The sequence below is a fragment of the Streptomyces sp. ATexAB-D23 genome (genome assembly GCF_000373645.1).
GTDB lineage: Bacteria > Actinomycetota > Actinomycetes > Streptomycetales > Streptomycetaceae > Streptomyces > Streptomyces castrisilvae.
The window spans coordinates 257,157-276,320 of sequence record NZ_KB892013.1 but is presented as its reverse complement, the minus strand read 5'-3'; the positions used below and the strand labels follow the sequence as shown (position 1 = coordinate 276,320).

General features: G+C 71.9%; 18 protein-coding genes. 10 read left to right on the top strand and 8 right to left on the bottom strand.

The window, feature by feature from the left end; genetic code table 11:
* Window positions 1–25 precede the first annotated feature (25 nt).
* On the top strand, window positions 26–604 hold the full coding sequence (locus tag B082_RS37965; RefSeq protein WP_018552497.1) for a hypothetical protein: 579 nt from the start codon (window positions 26–28) through the stop codon (window positions 602–604).
* A gap of 44 nt (window positions 605–648) precedes the next feature.
* Here B082_RS37965 and B082_RS0114335 read toward each other — a convergent pair whose 3' ends face one another.
* The 4 genes from B082_RS0114335 to B082_RS0114320 form a co-directional block, all read right to left on the bottom strand.
* Window positions 649–1,623, bottom strand: coding sequence for an acyl-ACP desaturase (locus tag B082_RS0114335; RefSeq protein ID WP_018552496.1), 975 nt, complete (start codon window positions 1,621–1,623; stop codon window positions 649–651).
* A 172-nt stretch (window positions 1,624–1,795) separates the two neighbouring features.
* A complete protein-coding gene (locus tag B082_RS0114330; protein WP_018552495.1) occupies window positions 1,796–3,427 on the bottom strand; it encodes an ABC-F family ATP-binding cassette domain-containing protein in 1,632 nt (543 codons plus the stop codon).
* Window positions 3,428–3,739: 312 nt separating this feature from the next.
* Complete coding sequence (locus tag B082_RS0114325) at window positions 3,740–4,153, bottom strand: SsgA family sporulation/cell division regulator (protein ID WP_018552494.1); 414 nt, start codon at window positions 4,151–4,153, stop codon at window positions 3,740–3,742.
* Between the two features lie 175 nt (window positions 4,154–4,328).
* On the bottom strand, window positions 4,329–4,622 hold the full coding sequence (locus B082_RS0114320; RefSeq protein ID WP_018552493.1) for a YciI family protein: 294 nt from the start codon (window positions 4,620–4,622) through the stop codon (window positions 4,329–4,331).
* 44 nt (window positions 4,623–4,666) lie between these two features.
* On the opposite strand from B082_RS0114320, the gene B082_RS0114315 reads away from it, so the two are divergent.
* Window positions 4,667–5,344 (top strand): endonuclease V, encoded by a 678-nt coding sequence (locus B082_RS0114315; protein WP_026249783.1) that lies wholly within the window; start codon window positions 4,667–4,669, stop codon window positions 5,342–5,344.
* A gap of 10 nt (window positions 5,345–5,354) precedes the next feature.
* Here the strand turns inward: B082_RS0114315 and B082_RS0114310 are convergent, their stop codons facing one another.
* Entirely contained in the window at window positions 5,355–6,545 is a 1,191-nt protein-coding gene (locus B082_RS0114310; protein WP_018552491.1) for a saccharopine dehydrogenase family protein, read from the bottom strand.
* A gap of 213 nt (window positions 6,546–6,758) precedes the next feature.
* Here B082_RS0114310 and B082_RS0114305 point away from each other — a divergent pair, with 213 nt between their 5' ends.
* The 4 genes from B082_RS0114305 to B082_RS0114290 are packed head-to-tail and all read left to right on the top strand — an operon-like array spanning window position 6,759 to window position 12,526.
* Window positions 6,759–7,910: a CaiB/BaiF CoA transferase family protein gene (locus tag B082_RS0114305; protein WP_078622572.1), complete on the top strand. Its 1,152-nt coding sequence runs from the start codon at window positions 6,759–6,761 to the stop codon at window positions 7,908–7,910.
* The gene (locus tag B082_RS0114300; protein ID WP_018552489.1) at window positions 7,910–9,052 is read left to right on the top strand and encodes an acyl-CoA dehydrogenase family protein; all 1,143 of its coding nucleotides are present in this window, start codon (window positions 7,910–7,912) and stop codon (window positions 9,050–9,052) included. The genes B082_RS0114305 and B082_RS0114300 overlap by 1 nt, the downstream gene beginning before the upstream one ends.
* A 52-nt stretch (window positions 9,053–9,104) precedes the next feature.
* The gene (locus B082_RS0114295; RefSeq protein WP_018552488.1) at window positions 9,105–10,319 is read left to right on the top strand and encodes an acetyl-CoA C-acetyltransferase; all 1,215 of its coding nucleotides are present in this window, start codon (window positions 9,105–9,107) and stop codon (window positions 10,317–10,319) included.
* A gap of 38 nt (window positions 10,320–10,357) precedes the next feature.
* Window positions 10,358–12,526 (top strand): 3-hydroxyacyl-CoA dehydrogenase NAD-binding domain-containing protein, encoded by a 2,169-nt coding sequence (locus tag B082_RS0114290; protein WP_018552487.1) that lies wholly within the window; start codon window positions 10,358–10,360, stop codon window positions 12,524–12,526.
* A gap of 57 nt (window positions 12,527–12,583) precedes the next feature.
* Here B082_RS0114290 and B082_RS0114285 read toward each other — a convergent pair whose 3' ends face one another.
* Both B082_RS0114285 and B082_RS0114280 read right to left on the bottom strand, forming a co-directional pair.
* Window positions 12,584–13,315 carry a MerR family transcriptional regulator gene (locus B082_RS0114285; RefSeq protein WP_018552486.1) on the bottom strand — a complete coding sequence of 244 codons (732 nt, stop codon included), beginning with the start codon at window positions 13,313–13,315 and terminating at the stop codon, window positions 12,584–12,586.
* Between the two features lie 74 nt (window positions 13,316–13,389).
* Window positions 13,390–14,136, bottom strand: coding sequence for an IclR family transcriptional regulator (locus B082_RS0114280; RefSeq protein ID WP_018552485.1), 747 nt, complete (start codon window positions 14,134–14,136; stop codon window positions 13,390–13,392).
* Window positions 14,137–14,322: 186 nt separating this feature from the next.
* Here B082_RS0114280 and mhpD point away from each other — a divergent pair, with 186 nt between their 5' ends.
* The 4 genes from mhpD to B082_RS0114260 all read left to right on the top strand — a co-directional run bounded on the left by mhpD (window position 14,323) and on the right by B082_RS0114260 (window position 18,185).
* Window positions 14,323–15,144, top strand: coding sequence for a 2-keto-4-pentenoate hydratase (gene mhpD / locus B082_RS0114275; protein ID WP_018552484.1), 822 nt, complete (start codon window positions 14,323–14,325; stop codon window positions 15,142–15,144).
* Window positions 15,141–16,088 carry an acetaldehyde dehydrogenase (acetylating) gene (locus B082_RS0114270; protein WP_018552483.1) on the top strand — a complete coding sequence of 316 codons (948 nt, stop codon included), beginning with the start codon at window positions 15,141–15,143 and terminating at the stop codon, window positions 16,086–16,088. The genes mhpD and B082_RS0114270 overlap by 4 nt, the downstream gene beginning before the upstream one ends.
* Window positions 16,085–17,098, top strand: a complete 1,014-nt coding sequence (gene dmpG / locus B082_RS0114265) for a 4-hydroxy-2-oxovalerate aldolase (protein WP_018552482.1) — start codon at window positions 16,085–16,087, stop codon at window positions 17,096–17,098. Before B082_RS0114270 ends, dmpG begins: the two co-directional genes overlap by 4 nt.
* 94 nt (window positions 17,099–17,192) lie before the next feature.
* The gene (locus B082_RS0114260; RefSeq protein ID WP_018552481.1) at window positions 17,193–18,185 is read left to right on the top strand and encodes a LysR substrate-binding domain-containing protein; all 993 of its coding nucleotides are present in this window, start codon (window positions 17,193–17,195) and stop codon (window positions 18,183–18,185) included.
* On the opposite strand, the gene B082_RS0114255 is transcribed toward B082_RS0114260, so the two are convergent.
* Complete coding sequence (locus B082_RS0114255; protein ID WP_018552480.1) at window positions 18,170–19,162, bottom strand: amidohydrolase family protein; 993 nt, start codon at window positions 19,160–19,162, stop codon at window positions 18,170–18,172. The genes B082_RS0114260 and B082_RS0114255 overlap by 16 nt on opposite strands.
* Between the last annotated feature and the right edge of the window lie 2 nt (window positions 19,163–19,164).

The following is a 19,164-nucleotide window of genomic DNA, read 5'->3' as shown; positions in this document are numbered from 1 at the left end:
CGCCCCCGCACGGCACAATTGGCCCATGACCGATGCCCTGCTGAAGGCTCTCGACCCCCTCCCGTACCCGCGGCGCATGCGTGAACTCGCCGCCCGCGCGCGCGTTCTGTCCGCTTCGGGCACCTTGCGTGCCGTTCTGGACGAGCTGGACGGGGGCGGGCCCTACGAGCGGGGGACGGCCGTCGTCGCCGCGGCCGTCGGCGCCGACCGGGAGTGGATCGGCGCCCGCATCGCCGACCCGGACCCCTTCGTCCAGGGACACGCCCTGCGGGCCGCGCGCAGCCTCGGCGTACCGGACGAGGCGTACGAACAGGCCCTGGACGACCTGCCCCACACCGTACGCCGCCGCCTGCTCCGGGCCGTCGTCACCGACGGGCGCACCGAACTCGCCGCCCGGCTGATCGACCGGATACGCGCCGACTGGGGCGACGCCGAGGCCACCGTGCTGCTCCCGGGCTGCCCCGCCCCGACCGCGGCCCGGCTGCTGCCCGCGCTCCTGTACGCCGTACGCGGAGGTGCGCGACGCGGCGTACGCGGAGGTCACGGTCCGGGAGTGAGCGGCCGGAGGAGCACTTCGGCGGGGGAGGGCCTGGCAGGACCGTGAGCCCGCCGCCCCCGCCGGGGACCGGGGCGGCGGCTCCTGCGCGGTCAGCCCTGGGCGCGGGCCGCCATCCGGGCCTTGCGCGCGGCGAGCTTCTCGTCGAACTTCGCGGCCTCACCGTCCAGCCCGTTCATGTACAGGCCGAGCTCCTCCTGTGCCTGAAGACCCTCCGGGCCCAGGCCGTCGATGTCGAGGACCTTCAGGTAGCGCAGTACCGGCTGGATCACGTCGTCGTGGTGGATGCGCATGTTGTAGATCTCGCCGATCGCCATCTGCGCGGCGGCCCGCTCGAAGCCGGGCATGCCGTGGCCGGGCATCCGGAAGTTGACGACGACGTCGCGCACGGACTGCATCGTCAGGTCCGGGGCCAGCTCGAAGGCGGCGCCCAGGAGGTTGCGGTAGAAGACCATGTGCAGGTTCTCGTCGGTCGCGATGCGGGCCAGCATGCGGTCGCAGACCGGGTCGCCCGACTGGTGTCCGGTGTTGCGGTGCGAGACCCGGGTGGCCAGCTCCTGGAAGGCCACGTAGGCCACCGAGTGCAGCATCGAGTGGCGGTTGTCGGACTCGAAGCCCTCCGCCATGTGCGCCATCCGGAACTGCTCCAGCTTGTCCGGGTCGACCGCGCGGGAGGTGAGCAGGTAATCGCGCATCACGATGCCGTGCCGGCCCTCCTCGGCCGTCCAGCGGTGCACCCAGCTGCCCCAGGCTCCGTCACGGCCGAAGAGGGAGGCGATCTCGTGGTGGTAGCTGGGGAGGTTGTCCTCGGTGAGGAGGTTCACCACCAGGGCGATCTTGCCGATGTCGGTGACCTTGGACTGGTCGGCCCGCCAGGCCTCGCCGTCCTCGAAGACACCGGGGAAGTTCCGGCCGTCGGAGAACGGAACGTACTCGTGGGGCATCCAGTCCTTGGCGACCTTGAGGTGCCGGTTGAGCTCCTTCTCCACCACCTCTTCGAGGGCGTACAGCAGGTGGGCATCGGTCCACGTCTGTGAACTGCCGAGGTGGGGAGAGGTGATCGTCACGGGGGCTCCTGGGGACGGGAGAATTACCTACGGACTCGTAGGTTACGAGACCGTAGGTTAAAGCGACGTTAAGGTCCCCGCCAAGCCCCGCCCTTCGGAACCCGCCCCCGCTCGCCGAGTCCGGGCCCCCTCAGCGACCGCCTTCCCTCGCCCAGCCGCCCGGCGGGCCCCTTCAGAGCCCGGCACGCACCTCCTCCGCCGTGGTGTCCCGCAGCTCCCCGTCGAGCAGCAGCCAGCGCGTGATTCCCAGCGACTCCAGGAACGGCACGTCGTGGCTGGCCACGACGAGTGCGCCCTCGTACGCCTCCAGGGCCTCCGTCAGCCGCCGCACGCTCGCCAGGTCCAGGCTGTTGGTCGGCTCGTCCAGCATCAGCAGCCGGGGCGCCGGCTCGGCCAGCAGCAGCGCGGCCAGGGCGGCCCGGAACCGCTCCCCGCCCGACAGGGTCCCCGCGGCCCGGTCCGCGCGCGCTCCCCTGAACAGGAAGTGCGCCAGCCGCGCCCTGATCCGGTTGTTCGTGGCGTCCGGCGCGAACCGCGCCACGTTCTCCACCACGCTCAGCCCGTCGTCCAGCACATCGAGCCGCTGCGGCAGGAAACCCAGCGGGACATCGACGGCGGCCTCGCCGGATACGGGCGCCAGCTCACCGGCGAGCGTACGCAGCAGCGTCGTCTTGCCCGCTCCGTTGCGCCCCACCAGCGCGATGCGCTCGGGGCCGCGCATCTCGTACTCCCCCCGCACCCGCGCCCCGTGGGCCAGTTCCAAATCGCGCAGGACCAGCACGCCCTGGCCCGGATGGACCTTGGTCTGCGGCAGTTCGATCCGGATCTCGTCGTCGTCGCGCACCGCGTCCACGGCGTCGTCCAGGCGCTCCCTCGCGTCGGCCAGCCGGCTCGCGTGCATCAGACGCTGCTTGCCCGCCGACTCCTGGGCGGAGCGCTTGCGGGCGCTCGCGACGATCTTCGGCACGCTCCCCTGCTCGAACAGCTTCTGCCCGTACCGCTTGCGCCGGGCCGATTTCACCTGGGATTCGGCCAGTTCACGCTTCTGCCGCTGCACATCGGCCTCCGCGACCCGCACCATGCGCTCGGCCGCCTCCTGCTCCACCGCGAGCGCCGCCTCGTACGCGGTGAGGTTGCCGCCGTACCAGGTGACGGCGGAGTCCCGCAGATCGGCGATCTGGTCGACGCGCTCCAGGAGTTCCCGGTCGTGGCTGACCACGACGAGCACCCCGTGCCACCCGTCGACGGCCGCGTAGAGCCGCTGACGGGCGTACAGATCCAGGTTGTTGGTCGGCTCGTCCAGCAGCAGCACATCGGGCCGGGCCAGCAGCAGCGCGGCCAGCCTCAGCAGCACGCACTCACCGCCCGACATCTCACCGATCGTGCGGTCCAGCCCGATGTGTCCGAGGCCCAGCTCATCGAGCACGGCGCGGGCCCGCTCCTCGACGTCCCAGTCGTCGCCGACGGCGGCGAACCGCTCCTCGCCCACGTCACCGGCCTCGATGGCGTGCAACGCCGCGCGGACCCTGTCGATCCCGAGGGCGGCGTCGACCCGCAGCCCGGTGTCCAGGACCAGGTTCTGCGGCAGGTAGCCCACTTCGCCGACCACCTTCACCTGGCCGCCGGTGGGCCGCAGTTCCCCGGCGATCAGCCGGAGCAGGGTCGATTTGCCGGCCCCGTTGAGGCCGATGAGCCCGGTGCGGCCGGGGCGCACGGTGAGGTGGAAGCCGTCCAGGGCCCGGCTGCCGTCGGGCCAGGTGAAGGAGAGCGACGAGCAGCTGATGTGAGTGGCGGGGGCAGACATGAGCATCTCCCGGTTGCGGGGAACGGACAGGGCAACGGGGCGAGACACCGGCCACGGGCGTTCCACGAGAAATTCCGGAAGTACGGAAGGAAGGCCCTGGTCACGGAGGACGGCTCGGAGAGCTGAGGTCACACTCGGGCACGCGGACGGCGAAAACCTGACACGGCGTGCGGCACGGTGTCTCAAGACCTCAGACGAGCAACGTCCTACTCCGTTCGGCGACAACAAGGACACCGCAGACGGTACGGGGGACCAGGGGAGAGGGCAATCGGATTTACCGGCCCGCGCGGGTGTGCCGGCGCGGGCCGGGGGTCAGCGGGAGCCGAACAGTTCGGTCAGATTCCGGTCCAGGTCCAGGAACCGGCGCTCGTGGCCGCAGGGCACCAACTGCTGCGCCCGCCGCAGGAAGCGGCGCAGATCCGCCGTGCGCACGTGCACCATGGCGATCCCCTCGGCGGCGTGGAACTCCAGCACCGTACGGTCGTAGCCGAATGGCCTGATCCGCACGTCGCCGAGGCCGGACGGAACCTCCATTCCGGCGGCGAGCAGTTCCCGGGAGAACTCCCAGGACACCTCCGTCCCCTCCAGCGTCGCCGGCGCGGGGAACGCCATGCGCACGGCGAAGGGGTCTGCCCGGTCGTAGCTCAGGACGGCGGGCAGGGTCTCCATCTGCGGCGCGGACGCAACCATGCGGGCCTGTACGGACTGTTCGATGACCGTGGACACGAACTTGCTCCCTCTCGCGACCGGACGAACGGTTCCCGGCACTCGTACAGACGACGGAAGTCGCCGATCCGTGCATCGGGAGGCGGCGTGAGCTGCATCACCGCACACCGCTGCCTGTTCACGTGCCCCGTCGCGGGCGGCGCACCCGGGACGAGTCCGTTCCGGCGCGAAAGCGTCAGAGCCGCTGACGGTACGGGGCGAGCGCGTCCGAGGTCTTCGTGGCGATGAATTCGGTGATCCGGTACGCGCAGACGCCCTCGGCGGCGAAGGGGTCGCTCGCCGCCAGCCGTTCGATCGCCGCCCGGTCGTCGCCGACCGCGAGGATCACTCCGCCGTCCCGGGGGTTCTTGCGCCCGGAGGCGATGAAGACCCCCGCCGCGTACTGCGCGTCGAGCCAGGCGACGTGCGCGTCCAGCAACGCGTCGACGCGGTCCAGCGGGGCGGTGTAGGACAGCTCGAGTACGAACATGATCTCAGGCTACTGGAGGGAAGCACTCTAGAGTCGGGGGCATCATGACAGCACTTCAGATGCCCGCCGACGCGGCCGAAGCCCGTGCCGTCCAGGACGCCCTGCGCGCCCGGGTGGTCCTCGACGAGCCGGGCCCGCCGCCGGGAACGGGCCTGGTGACCGGGGTCGATGTCGCCTACGACGACGAGCGCGACGTCGTCGCGGCGGCGGCCGTGGTGCTCGACGCCGCCACGCTGGAGGTGGTGGCCGAGGCCACCGCCGTCGGCCGGGTCACCTTCCCGTACGTCCCCGGGCTGCTGGCCTTCCGCGAGATCCCGACCGTGCTCGCCGCCCTGGAGTCCCTGCCGGGCGACCCGGGCCTCGTCGTCTGCGACGGCTACGGCAGGGCCCACCCCCGCCGCTTCGGGCTCGCCAGCCACCTCGGCGTCCTCACCGGGCTTCCGGTCATCGGCGTCGCCAAGAACCCGTTCACCTTCACCTGCGAACCGCCCGGCCCCCGGCGCGGGGACCAGTCGCCGCTCCTGGACGCGGGGGAGGAGGTCGGCCGGGCGGTGCGCACGCAGGACGGCACCAAACCGGTCTACGTCTCCGTCGGCCACCGCACCGGCCTGGACAACGCGGTCGCCCACACCCTCCGGCTGGCCCGCGACTTCCGCCAGCCGGAGACCACCCGCAGGGCCGACGCGCTGTGCCGCCGGGCCCTGCGCGAGGCGACCGCCTGACGCACCCGCGTCAGCGCTCCGCCGCCACCCGGAAGCGCAGCCCGGCCGTCCGCAGCCGCTCCAGCAGCGCGTCGCCCATCGCGGCGGCGGTCGTCACCTGCCCCGAGGTGGCGGGCAGCTCGTCCAGCGCCAGGCACAGCGCCGACTCCGCGAGCATCTTCGCCGTCTCGCCGTAGCCCGGATCGCCGCCGGACACCTCCGTGAACACCCGCTGTCCGCCGCCCTCCCCGACGAACCGGACGGTGAACCAACTGCGCCGCCTGCGCTCCTCGTCCGGGCCCGCGCCCGGCTCCAGGCGCCCCATCAGCCAGTCCCGCGCGGCCGGCACCTGCGCGGCGCCCAGCAGCGCGCCGATCGCCGCCGTCCCGCCGAGCGCCACCGGAAGGTGCTTGACGGAGGCGTAGTGGCGGTAGCGGAAGTCGGGGCCGTACCGCTCCAGCGCACGCGCCGAACGGGCGACGACCTGCGCGTCGAGCGTCGGCAGCGGGAGCGCCCAGGTGCCGGTCTCCGGGCTGAAGCGGGGGCGGGCGAGCGGGGCGTGGACGCGGCGGCCGGCCGGGAGTGGCTCGTACAGCCGGCGCTTTCTCGCGGCGCGCAGCATCTGCGGGCCCCGGCCCATCGCGGTGAGCGCCGAGGCGAGCGTACCGCCGGAGACGGTTGCGTTGCTGCGGACGAACCCGTCGACGCGCAGCGGCACTCCCTCCGGGAGCCGGCCCACCGTGAAGTAGACGCCGAGGTCGTGCGGTACGGAGTCAAAACCGCAGGCGTGCACGATGCGGGCGCCCGTCTCGCGCGCCCGGGTGTCGTGCTCCACGTACATCCGGTCCACGAACTCCGCCTCGCCGGTGAGGTCCGTGTAGTCCGTACCGGCCTCGGCGCAGGCCGCGACCAGCTTCTCGCCGTACCAGACGTACGGGCCGACGGTCGTGGCCACCACGTGCGCGGACTCGGCCAGGGCGCGCAGCGAACCGGCGTCGTCCGCGTCCGCCTCCAGCAGCGGGAGGTCCGCGCAGCGGGGATGGCGCGCGGCCAGCCGGGTGCGCAGCCGCTCCAGCTTGGCGCGGTCGCGTCCGGCCAGCGCCCAGCGGCAGCGGTCGGGCGCGTGGGCGGCCAGATGTCCGGCGGTCAGCTCGCCCACGAAGCCGGTGGCACCGAAGAGAACCACGTCATAGGGGCGCGCGGCCCCGTTCTGTCTGTTCACGAAAGCCTCCACGCAAGACGGCGCCGGACGGAGCGAGCAGAGGTTAGCGCGGTCGCCGTGGCGGTCTGCGGGCGGGAGGGGGAGATGGGGGAGTATCCATGCGTACCCACGAGAAGAACTAAGCGCTTGCTCGGCCCAGGGGGTTGTGCGGAGCGCGGTGCGTTCTTAGCATCATCGATGTTACATCAGTTGTGTCATACCGCTGGGGGCTCGATGGCAACAGCAGAGAAGGGGCCGCGCGGCCCCCTCGACGGGACTCGCGTGGTGGAGCTCGCCGGGATCGGCCCCGGCCCGTTCGCCGCGATGCTCCTGGCCGATCTGGGCGCGGACGTGGTGCGGGTCGACCGCCCGGGCGGCGCCGGACTCGGCATCGATCCGGCCCGCGACCTCACCAACCGCAACAAGCGCTCCGTGCTCCTCGACCTGAAGGCCGCCGACGGCCCGGCCACGGTCCTGGAGCTGGTGGAGCGCGCCGACGTGCTCATCGAGGGCTACCGGCCGGGCGTCGCCGAACGTCTCGGCGTCGGCCCCGACGCCTGCCTGGCCCGCAACCCGAAGCTCGTCTACGGGCGGATGACCGGCTGGGGCCAGGACGGCCCGCTGGCCGAGCGCGCCGGGCACGACATCTCGTACATCGCGCTCACCGGCACCCTCTCCATGATCGGCAGGCCCGGTGAACCGCCCACCGTCCCCGCCAACCTGGTCGGCGACTACGCGGGCGGCTCGCTCTACCTCGTCGTCGGCATCCTCGCCGCCCTCCAGCACGCCCGTACCCCCGGCGGCACCGGACAGGTGGTGGACGCGGCGATCGTGGACGGCGCCGCCCACCTCGCCACGATGATCCACGGCATGCTCGCGGCCGGCGGCTGGCAGGACCGGCGCGGCTCCAACCTGCTGGACGGCGGCTGCCCCTTCTACGGCTCCTACGAGACGGCCGACGGCCAGTACATGGCGGTCGGCCCGCTGGAGCAGCGGTTCTACGACGACTTCGTCCGGCTCCTCGGCATCGCGGACACCGCCCCCGACCGGGGCGACCTCGCCCGCTGGGACGAACTGCGCGCCGCCGTCGCCGACCGGTTCCGCACCCGCACCCGCGCCGAGTGGACCGAGGTCTTCGACGGGTCGGACGCCTGTGTGGCGCCCGTCCTCTCGCTCCGCGAGGCACCGCACCACCCGCACCTCGCCGCCCGCGCCACCTTCGTCGAACACAGCGGCCTCACCCAGCCCGCCCCCGCGCCCCGCTTCTCGGCCACCCCCGCGTCGGTGCGCAGCGGCCCGGCCCTGCCGGGCGCGGACACCGACGCCGTCGCCGCCGACTGGGACGTGCCCGGTCTGCGGACCACCCGGAAGGACACCACCGACTGATGCAGCGGCAGATCTTCACTGAAGAGCACGACGCGTTCCGCGGGACCGTCCGCACCTTCCTCGCCAAGGAGGTCCTTCCGCACTACGAGCAGTGGGAGAGGGACGGCATCGTCTCGCGCGAGGCGTGGCGGGCCGCCGGACGGCAGGGGCTGCTCGGCCTCGCCGTGCCCGAGGAGTACGGGGGCGGCGGCAACCCCGACTTCCGCTACAGCGCGGTCCTCGCCGAGGAGTTCACCCGGGCCGGGGCCCCCGGCCTCGCACTCGGGCTGCACAACGACATCATCGGCCCCTACCTCACCGGCCTGGCCACGGACGAGCAGAAACGGCGCTGGCTGCCGGGCTTCTGCAGCGGCGAGATCATCACAGCCATCGCCATGACCGAACCCGGCGCCGGCTCCGACCTCCAGGCCATCCGCACCACCGCCGAGGACAAGGGCGACCACTGGCTGCTCAATGGCTCCAAGACCTTCATCTCCAACGGCATCCTCGCCGACCTCGTGGTCGTCGTCGCCAGGACCACCCCGGAAGGCGGCGCCAAGGGCCTCTCGCTGATCGTCGTGGAGCGCGGCGCGGAGGGCTTCGAGCGGGGCCGCAACCTCGACAAGATCGGCCAGAAGTCCCAGGACACCGCCGAGCTGTTCTTCAACGACGTGCGCGTCCCCAAGGAGAACCTCCTCGGCGAGCGCGACGGCGCCTTCGTCCACCTGATGACCAACCTGGCCCAGGAGCGCATGGGCATAGCCGTCGCCGGCATCGCCGCCGCCGAACACCTCCTGGAGATCACCACCGCGTACGTCAAGGGGCGCGAGGCGTTCGGGCGGCCGCTGTCCAAGCTCCAGCACATCCGCTTCGAGATCGCGGAGATGGCCACCGAGTGCGCGGTCACCCGGACCTTCCTCGACCGGTGCATCGTGGACCACTCCGAGGGCACCCTCGACGCCGTACACGCCTCGATGGCGAAGTGGTGGGCGACCGAACTGCAAAAGCGCGTCGCCGACCGCTGCCTCCAACTGCACGGCGGCTACGGCTACATGAGCGAGTACCCGGTGGCCAGGGCGTTCACCGACGGCCGCATCCAGACCATCTACGGCGGCACGACCGAGATCATGAAGGAGATCATCGGCCGCTCGCTGCTCGCCTGACCCCCCGCCCGCCGAACCACGCTCGCGCCACCACCCTCGAAAGGCAGCTGTCTTGAGTACCGAAGCATTCGTCTACGACGCGATCCGCACCCCGCGCGGCCGGGGCAAGGCCAACGGCGCCCTGCACGGCACCAAGCCGATCGACCTCGTCGTCGGCCTCATCCACGAGATCCGCGCCCGCTTCCCCGGCCTGGACCCGGCGGCCGTCGACGACATCGTCCTCGGCGTCGTCAGCCCGCTCGGCGACCAGGGCTCCGACATCGCGCGGATCGCCGCCATCGCGGCCGGTCTGCCCGACACCGTCGCCGGCGTCCAGGAGAACCGCTTCTGCGCCTCGGGCCTGGAAGCCGTCAACCTGGCAGCCGCCAAGGTCCGTTCGGGCTGGGAGGACCTGATCCTGGCGGGCGGCGTCGAATCGATGTCCCGGGTGCCGATGGGCTCCGACGGCGGTGCCTGGGCGATGGACCCGATGACCAACTACGAGACGGGCTTCGCCCCGCAGGGCGTCGGCGCCGACCTCATCGCCACCATCGAGGGCTTCTCGCGCCGCGACGTCGACGAGTTCGCCGCCCTGTCGCAGGAGCGGGCCGCCGAGGCGTGGAAGGACAACCGCTTCGCGCGCTCCGTCGTCCCCGTCAAGGACCGCAACGGCCTCGTCGTCCTCGACCACGACGAGCACATGCGGCCCGGCACCACCGCCGACTCCCTCGCCGCACTCAAGCCCTCCTTCGCGACGATCGGTGAAATGGGCGGCTTCGACGCGGTGGCGCTCCAGAAGTACCACTGGGTCGAGAAGATCGACCACGTCCACCACGCGGGCAACTCCTCCGGCATCGTGGACGGCGCCGCGCTCGTCGCGATCGGCTCCAAGGAGATCGGCGAGCGCTACGGCCTGACCCCGCGCGCCCGCATCGTCTCCGCCGCGGTCTCCGGCTCCGAGCCCACCATCATGCTCACCGGCCCCGCCCCCGCCACCCGCAAGGCGCTCGCCAAGGCCGGGCTGGCCATCGAGGACATCGACCTGGTCGAGATCAACGAGGCCTTCGCCGGTGTCGTCCTGCGCTTCGCCCGGGACATGGGGCTCTCCCTCGACAAGATCAACGTCAACGGCGGCGCCATCGCGCTCGGCCACCCGCTCGGCGCCACCGGGGCGATGATCCTCGGCACCCTCATCGACGAGCTGGAACGCCAGGACAAGCGCTACGGCCTCGCCACCCTCTGCGTGGGCGGCGGCATGGGCATCGCCACCGTCATCGAGCGTCTCTGACCGTCCCGGCCACCCCTGCTTACGGAGAACACGAACCCATGACCGAGAGCACGACCATCCGCTGGGAACAGGACGAGACCGGCGTCGTCACCCTGGTACTGGACGACCCCAACCAGTCCGCCAACACGATGAACCAGGCCTTCAAGGACTCCATCGCGGCCGTCGCCGACCGCGCCGAGGCCGAGAAGGACTCCATCCGCGGGATCATCTACACCTCCGCCAAGAAGACCTTCTTCGCGGGCGGCGACCTCAAGGACATGATCAAGATCGGTCCTTCGAGCGCGCAGCTCGCGTTCGACACCGGCACCGCCATCAAGAACTCGCTGCGCCGCATCGAGACCCTGGGCAAGCCCGTCGTCGCCGCCATCAACGGCGCGGCTCTCGGCGGCGGTTACGAGATCGCGCTCGCCTGCCACCACCGCGTCGCCCTCGACGCGCCCGGCTCCCGCATCGGCCTGCCCGAGGTCACCCTCGGCCTGCTGCCCGCGGGCGGCGGCGTCACCCGCACCGTACGCCTCATGGGCATCGCCGACGCGCTGCTCAAGGTCCTCCTCCAGGGCACCCAGTACACCCCGCGGCGCGCCCTGGACAACGGCCTGGTCCACGAGGTCGCCGCCACCCCCGAGGAGATGCTCGACAAGGCCCGCGCCTTCATCGACGCGCACCCCGAGTCCCAGCAGCCCTGGGACGTCAAGGGGTACAAGATTCCCGGCGGCACCCCGTCGAACCCCAAGTTCGCCGCGAACCTGCCGGCCTTCCCGTCCAACCTCAGGAAGCAGCTCGCCGGCGCCCCCATGCCCGCGCCGCGCAACATCCTCGCCGCCGCCGTCGAGGGCTCCCAGGTCGACTTCGAGACCGCGCTGACCATCGAGGCCAGGTACTTCACCGAGCTGGTCACCGGCCAGGTCTCCAAGAACATGATCCAGGCGTTCTTCTTCGACCTCCAGGCCGTCAACTCCGGTGCCAGCCGCCCCAAGGGCATCGAGGAGCGCCAGGTCCGCAAGGTCGCCGTACTCGGCGCCGGGATGATGGGCGCGGGCATCGCCTACTCCTGCGCCAGGGCCGGCATCGAGGTCGTCCTCAAGGACGTCTCCACCGAGGCCGCCGCCAAGGGCAAGGCGTACAGCGAGAAGCTGCTCGACAAGGCGCTGTCCCGGGGCCGTACGACCGAGGCCAAGCGCGACGAACTGCTGGCCCGCATCACCCCGACCGGTGACGTGGCCGACCTCGCGGGCTGCGACGCGGTGATCGAGGCCGTCTTCGAGGACACCGCGCTCAAGCACAAGGTGTTCCAGGAGATCCAGGACGTCGTCGAGCCCGACGCTCTGCTCTGCTCCAACACCTCCACCCTGCCGATCACCGTGCTCGCCGAGGGTGTGTCGCGCCCCGCCGACTTCATCGGGCTGCACTTCTTCTCGCCCGTCGACAAGATGCCGCTGGTCGAGATCATCAAGGGCGAGAAGACCGGCGACGAGGCGCTGGCCCGCGCCTTCGACCTGGTGCGCCGGATCAAGAAGACGCCGATCGTGGTCAACGACTCGCGCGGCTTCTTCACCTCACGGGTCATCGGCCAGTTCATCAACGAGGGCGTCGCCATGGTCGGCGAGGGCGTCGAGCCCGCCTCCGTCGAGCAGGCCGCCGCCCAGGCCGGCTACCCGGCCAAGGTGCTCTCGCTGATGGACGAGCTGACCCTCACCCTGCCGCGCAAGATCCGCAACGAGACCCGCAAGGCCGTCGAGGAGGCGGGCGGCACCTGGCCCGGCCACCCCGCGGACGCGGTGATCGACCGGATGATCGACGAGTTCGGCCGCCCCGGCCGCAGCGGCGGCGCGGGCTTCTACGAGTACGACGAGAGCGGGAAGCGCACCCGCCTGTGGCCCGGACTGCGTGAGCACTTCGCCGGGGAGACGGACATCTCCTTCACCGACATGCAGGAGCGGATGCTCTTCTCCGAGGCCCTGGACAGCGTCCGCTGCCTGGAGGAGAACGTCCTGATCACCGTCGCCGACGCCAACATCGGCTCCATCATGGGCATCGGCTTCCCGCCGTGGACCGGCGGCGTCCTCCAGTACATCAACGGGTACGAGGGCGGCCTGCCCGGCTTCGTGGCCCGCGCCCGGGAACTCGCCGAACGCTACGGCGACCGCTTCCTGCCGCCCGCGCTGCTCGTGGAGAAGGCGGAGAAGGGCGAGACCTTCCACGACTGAGCCGACGCGCGAAGTGCCGTACCACCCCCGCCCGGGGCGGTACGGCACTTCGCGCGCTCACCGCGCGGTGAACGCCGCCCGCAGCTCCTCCTTCAGGGAGCGCTGGAAGGCGGTGACCAACGCCTGGAGCACCATCGGCTGCATGTGCGCGGACAGCGACTTCATCGCCTCGACGTGCTCGGGGTCCGACTCCCGTTCCCGGTACGGGTTCCACACCTCGTCCCGGAACAGCCGGGTCAGCTCCTGCGCGGCCGAGCGGGTGTGCTCCATCAGGACCGTACGGGCGGCGAGGATCGTCTCGTGCGCGATCGGCACGTCGAGCAGCTCGACGCCCAGCCGCAGCAGCCCCGGGTCCAGCCGGTAGACGCCGTCCTGTGGCGCGGACCGCTCCAGCACCCCCATCGCGGCCAGCCGGTCGAGGTCCTGGTCGCCGAGCGGCCGTCCCGCCCGGCGCTCCAGCTCCGCCCGCGACGCGTCCTCGGCCGAGTCCGGCGCCCAGGACGCCACCAGGGCCCGGTGGATGGCCAGGTCGTGGGCGCTCAGGTCGGGCGGCAGCTGCTCCAGATAGCGTTCGATCGCGGCGAGCGTCATGCCCTGGTGCTGAAGCTCCTCGATGAGCGCCAGCCGCGAGAGGTGGTCGTGCCCGTAGTGCCCGACCCGGCGGGGCCCGATCTCCGGGGGCGGCAGCAGCCCCCGGGTGCTGTAGAACCGCACCGTACGCACGGTCACCCCGGCGCGAGCCGCCAGCTCGTCGACGGTGAGCTTCGGCTCCTCGGCCTCGGTCGCCATGTCCGCTCCTCGTGTCCGGCCTCGTGAGCGGGTGGCCAGGCGCGGGCCCCACTCGGTGCAACAGTATTGCTGTCTCACCATCGATGTGAAAGTGGTGCCGCGTCGCCGCCTCGCATGACGCGGGACAGTCCGAGGGCGGCCGTGCGCACCGCGGGCGCCAGCTGCGCGGGGTGGAAGCGGGCGAGCGGGACGGCCACCGACAGGGCCGCCACCGCCGTGGCGCCGTCGAAGACGGGGGAGGCGATGCAGCTCACCCCCATGGCCGATTCCTGTTCCTCGTAGGCGAGCCCGGACACCTGGATCTGTTCGATGGCGGTGCGCAGCCGCGCCGGGTCGGTGATCGAGTGGGGGCTCAGCCGGGGCAGTGGCCGCGACAGCACCTCCTCCGTGAGCGTGCTGTCGGAGAACGCCAGCAGGGCCTTGCCGACACCGGTACAGGTCAGCGGCAGCCTGCCTCCGATGCGCGACGGCAGGGCCAGCGCCTGATGGCCGTGGATGCGCTCCAGGTAGACCACGTCGAAGCCGTCGCGCACGCCGAGGTGCACGGTCTCGTGCGTCGCCTCGAAGAGGTCCTGGAGGAAGGGGAGGGCCGCCTCCCGCAGATCGTGCCGGCGCGGCACCAGCGAGCCCAGTTCGAACAGCTTGCCGCCGAGCAGATAGGTGTCACCCTCGCGGTCGAGCAGGCCCAGCCGCGCCAGGTCGCCGCAGAGACGGAACGCGGTGGTCTTGGTCAGCCCCGTACGCGCGGCGATTTCTGTCAGACGGAACGCGCCACCGTCCGGGCGGTAGCAGTCCAGGATGGATGCCGCCTTGTCGAGCATGTTCCCCAGCGCACTGTTCCGTGTCATGGAACATATTTTGCCGCACCCCGGACCGTCCGCCTATACCTGACGTGGATCGACGGCCGCGCGACAGCGCCCGGCCTCCCCGCCTCAACCCGCCGTGCTGCCGGAGGTAACCCGCATGTTCGTCCCACACCGTAGTGCCGCGTCCGACGGGAGCCGGCCGTGAGTGCCCTCAAGCTCGCCGACGCCGTCAACGAGGCGGCGGCCGCCCTGCGCGAGGCCGCCCGGACAGGCGTGCCGTGCCCCCCTGTGCGCACCCTGTTGCCCGAGGGGGACGTCGAGGCCGCCTACGCCGTACAGAGCCTGCATGTCGAGCGCTCGCTCGCGGACGGACGGCGGCTGGTGGGCCGCAAGATCGGCCTGACCTCGCCCGCCGTGCAGCGCCAGCTCGGAGTCGGCCGGCCCGACTTCGGCGCTCTGTTCGCCGACATGGCCGTGCCCGAGGGGCAGCCGATCGCCCCCGGCCGGCTGCTCCAGCCCAAGGTGGAGGCGGAGGTCGCCCTCGTCCTGGGCACGGACCTGCCGCACCACGACCCGACCGTCGCCGACCTGCTGCGCGCCACGGCCTTCGCCCTGCCCGCACTCGAAATCGTCGACAGCCGCATCGCCGCCTGGGACATCGGCATCGTCGACACCGTCGCGGACAACGCCTCCTGCGGGCTGTACGTGCTCGGTGGCACCCCTGTGCCCCTGGACCGGGTCGACCTGCGCGGCGTGCGGATGACCCTCACGAAGAACGGTGAGACCGTCTCGCGGGGCACCGGCGCCGACTGCCTGGGCAGCCCGCTCACCGCCGCCCTCTGGCTCGCCTCCACCCTCGCCGGACTGGGCGATCCGCTGAAGGCCGGGGACCTCGTCCTGACGGGCGCGCTCGGACCGATGGCGGTGGCGGCCGGGGGCGACGAGTTCACCGCACACATCGAAGGACTGGGCACGGTCTCGACCGCGTTCGCGTCCGCCACCACGCAAGGAGCGCGAGCATGACCACGAAGGTCGCCGTCATCGGGTCGGGCAATATCGGCACCGACCTGATGATCAAGGTGCTGCGGCTGTCCGGGACACTGGAGATCGCCGCCATGGCGGGCATCGACCCCGCGTCCGACGGCCTGGCCCGCGCCCGCCGGCTCAAGGTGTCCACCACCCACGAAGGCGTGGACGGCCTGGTGGGGCTGGACGAGTTCGCGGACGTGTCGATCGTCTTCGACGCCACGTCGGCGGGCGCGCACCGCCGGCACGACGAGGTGCTGCGCGCGCTGGGACGTACGGTCGTCGACCTCACCCCGGCCGCCGTCGGCCCGTACGTCGTACCGCCGGTCAACGGCGACGCGCACCTGGACGCCGGCAACGTCAACATGGTGACCTGCGGCGGCCAGGCCACGATTCCGGTCGTCGCGGCGGTGGCCTCCGTCACCCCGGTGCACTACGGGGAGATCGTGGCCTCGATCTCCTCGCGCTCCGCCGGCCCCGGGACGCGCGCCAACATCGACGAGTTCACCGAGACCACCTCGTCGGCCATCGAGCGGGTGGGCGGTGCCACGCGCGGCAAGGCGATCATCGTCCTGAACCCGGCCGAACCCCCGCTGATCATGCGGGACACGGTGCACTGCCTGGTCGGCGACTGCGACGACGCCGCGGTGACCGCCTCGGTGGAGGAGATGGTGGCCCGCGTCCAGGCCTATGTGCCGGGCTACCGCCTCAAGCAGAAGGTGCAGTTCGACCGGGTCGCGGGCGACGACCCCCTGCGCTCGCTCCTCCCGCCCGGCTCCCGGCACGGCGGCGCCGCGAAGGTGTCGGTGTTCCTCGAAGTCGAGGGCGCCGCGCACTACCTGCCCGCCTACGCCGGAAACCTCGACATCATGACGTCGGCCGCACTGCGCACCGCCGAACGCATGGCCGCACACCGTGCCGCGGAGGTGGCATCGCGATGACTTCTCTCTACGTACAGGACGTGACCCTGCGCGACGGCATGCACGCCGTCCGCCACCGGTACACGGTGGACCAGGCCCGCACCATCGCCGCCGCTCTCGACGCCGCCGGGGTCGCCGCGATCGAGATCGCGCACGGCGACGGCCTGTCCGGCTCCAGCATCACCTACGGCGTGGGAGCCCATACCGACTGGGAGTGGATCGAGGCGGTCTGCGACAGCGTCGGGCACGCCGTCCCCACCACCCTGCTGCTGCCCGGGATCGGCACCCTGCACGACCTGAGGCAGGCCCACGCGCTCGGTATCCGCTCCGTCCGGGTCGCCACCCACTGCACCGAGGCCGACATCTCCGCCCAGCACATCGCGGCCGCCCGCGAACTGGGCATGGACGTGGCCGGGTTCCTGATGATGTCCCACATGGCCGAACCGGCGGAGCTGGCCCGCCAGGCCAAGCTGATGGAGTCCTACGGAGCCCAGTGCGTCTATGTGACGGACTCGGGCGGGCGGCTCACCATGGACGGCGTACGCGACCGTGTCCGCGCCTACCGGGACGTCCTCGACCCGGGCACCGGCCTCGGCATCCACGCCCACCACAACCTCGGCCTGGGCGTCGCCAACTCCGTCGTGGCCGTCGAGAACGGGGTCACCCGTGTCGACGCCTCCCTCGCGGGGCAGGGCGCGGGCGCGGGGAACTGCCCGCTGGAAGCGTTCGTCGCGGTCGCCGATCTCATGGGCTGGGACCACGGCTGCGAACTGTTCCCCCTGATGGACGCCGCGGACGACGTGGTCCGCCCCCTCCAGGACCGTGAGGTCCGCGTCGACCGCGAGACCCTGACACTCGGCTACGCGGGCGTCTACTCCAGCTTCCTGCGCCACGCCGAGGCCGCCGCCCGGCGGTACGGGCTCGACACCCGCGAGATCCTCGTGGAGGTGGGCCGGCGCAAGATGGTCGGCGGCCAGGAGGACATGATCACTGACATCGCGTTGGACCTGACGGCCGACGCCTCCGTGTGAGGCGCGGGGCGGGCCCGGTCGTCCCGGACAAGGACGACCGGGCCCGCCCTCGCTTCGAAGAAGGAGCCGGGGACGGCTCCGTTAGGGTCGTGCCGTGGACATTCCCCGCCTGCTCGACGGCCGGCTCAAGATGCGGCACCTGCTGCTGGTGGACGCGCTCTCCCGGCAGGGATCGGTCGTGGCGGCGGCAGCCGAGCTGCACACCACCCAGCCGGCGGCCACCCGCAGCCTGCACGAGGTGGAGGACATCCTCGGGGTCGCGCTCTTCGAGCGCGGCCCCCGCGGCGTCACCGCGACCGTTTTCGGCGAGGCGTTCACCCAGCACGCGCGAGCCGTCCTCGCCCAGCTCGCCCAGGCCGGCCGGCACGTCGTGGAGCTGGCCGAGGCCGACCGGGGGACCGTCGTCGTCGGCACTCATCTGGCCGGTTCCAACATCCTGCTGCCGAGAGCCGTGGCCGCGCTGAAGCGGGACCACCCCTTCCTCACGGTGGTGGTGCGCGAGGCATCCCCCGAGGACCTGCTGCTGGACCTCGAAGCCGGGCGGGTCGACCTCATCGTGGGCCGGCTGACCGCGTCCTCCGGTGAGGGCCTGGTCCGGCGCCCGCTCTACGACGAGTCCGTCGGCCTCGTCGTCCGCGCCGGCCACGCGCTGACCGCGTCACCCGGCGTCGAACTGGCGGACACCCTCGACTTTCCGTGGATCCTGCCCGGCCGGCAGACCGTGCTCCGCCGCGAGGTGGAGGAACTCTTCGCACTCCACGGCCTCGGCCTGCCACGGAACCGGGTGGAGGCCACGTCCTTCCTGACCGTGCGCCAGCTGCTGCTGGAGACGGACGTGGTGGCCGTACTGCCCAGCTCCCTGATCCGGGACGACGGCAGACTGGCCGAGATCCCGGTGCCGATGGACCGGATCGGGCACCGGGTGGGACTGACCCTGTCGGCGGACCGCACCCTCAGCCCCTCCGCGCAAGCGCTGTCGCGGAGCCTGGAGGAGGCCGCCACGGGGCTGACGGCAAGGGCCTGTCCGGCGGACCCGCCAGAAGCGGACCGGGGGCCGGACGGGCAACGGGGTCAGAGCCCCAGGTAGCGTTCCGCGTTCCCGCGGGTGATCTTGTGCCGGGCCGCTTCGGTGAGCGAACGGCTCTCGCGCACCACCGCGCCCGCCGGACGCTCGCCCAGCGGATACGGGTAGTCGCTGCCGACCATGACCCGGTCCTCGCCGACGGTGTCCACCAGCAGCCGCAGCGCACGGTCGTCGAAGACCACCGAGTCCACGTAGAACCGGCCCAGGTAGTGCGAGGGCGGGTACTGCGAGGTGCCGATGATGTCGTTGCGCCCGTGCCAGGCGTTCTCCATCCGGCCCAGCCAGAAGGCGAACGAACCGCCGCCGTGTGCGAAGCAGATCTTCAGCCGCTCGTCGATCCGGTCGAACGCGCCGCCCAGGATCAGCGCGAGGATCGACAGATGGGTCTCCGCCGGCATCGCCGTCAGCCACCGCGCCATCCACCGGTCGAGCCGGGGCGAGGAATCCATGTCCCAGGGGTGCACGAACACCGGCACATCGAGCGACGCGCAGTGCTGGAGGAAGGTGACGACCCCCTCGCTGTCCAGATCCCGGTCACCGACGTGGTTGCCGATCTCCACGCCCCGGTGTCCGGCGGCGACGGCCCGCTCCACCTCCCGGCACGCGGCGTCCGGGTCCTGGAGGGGGACCTGGCAGAACGGGATCAGCCGGTCCGGGGCCGGGGCGGTGATCTCCAGGGCCAGGTCGTTGAAGATCCGCGCGATCTTCGCGGCCTCGTCTCCGCTGCGCCCGTAGGAGAAGAAGGCCGGGGTGGGGGAGACCACCTGGGCGCGCACACCGTCCTTGTCCATGTCCCGCAGCCGGGTTTCGGCGTCCCAGCAGTCCGCCTGGATGCGGCGGAACTCCGAGGAGCCGGTCATGATCATGGCTTCGGACTCGGACTCGATCCGCAGCCAGGGCGCGTCCGGCCCGCCGAGGGCCGACAGGTCGGGCCAGCCCCGCGGCACGTAATGGGTGTGGACGTCGATCAGCTCTGCCACGG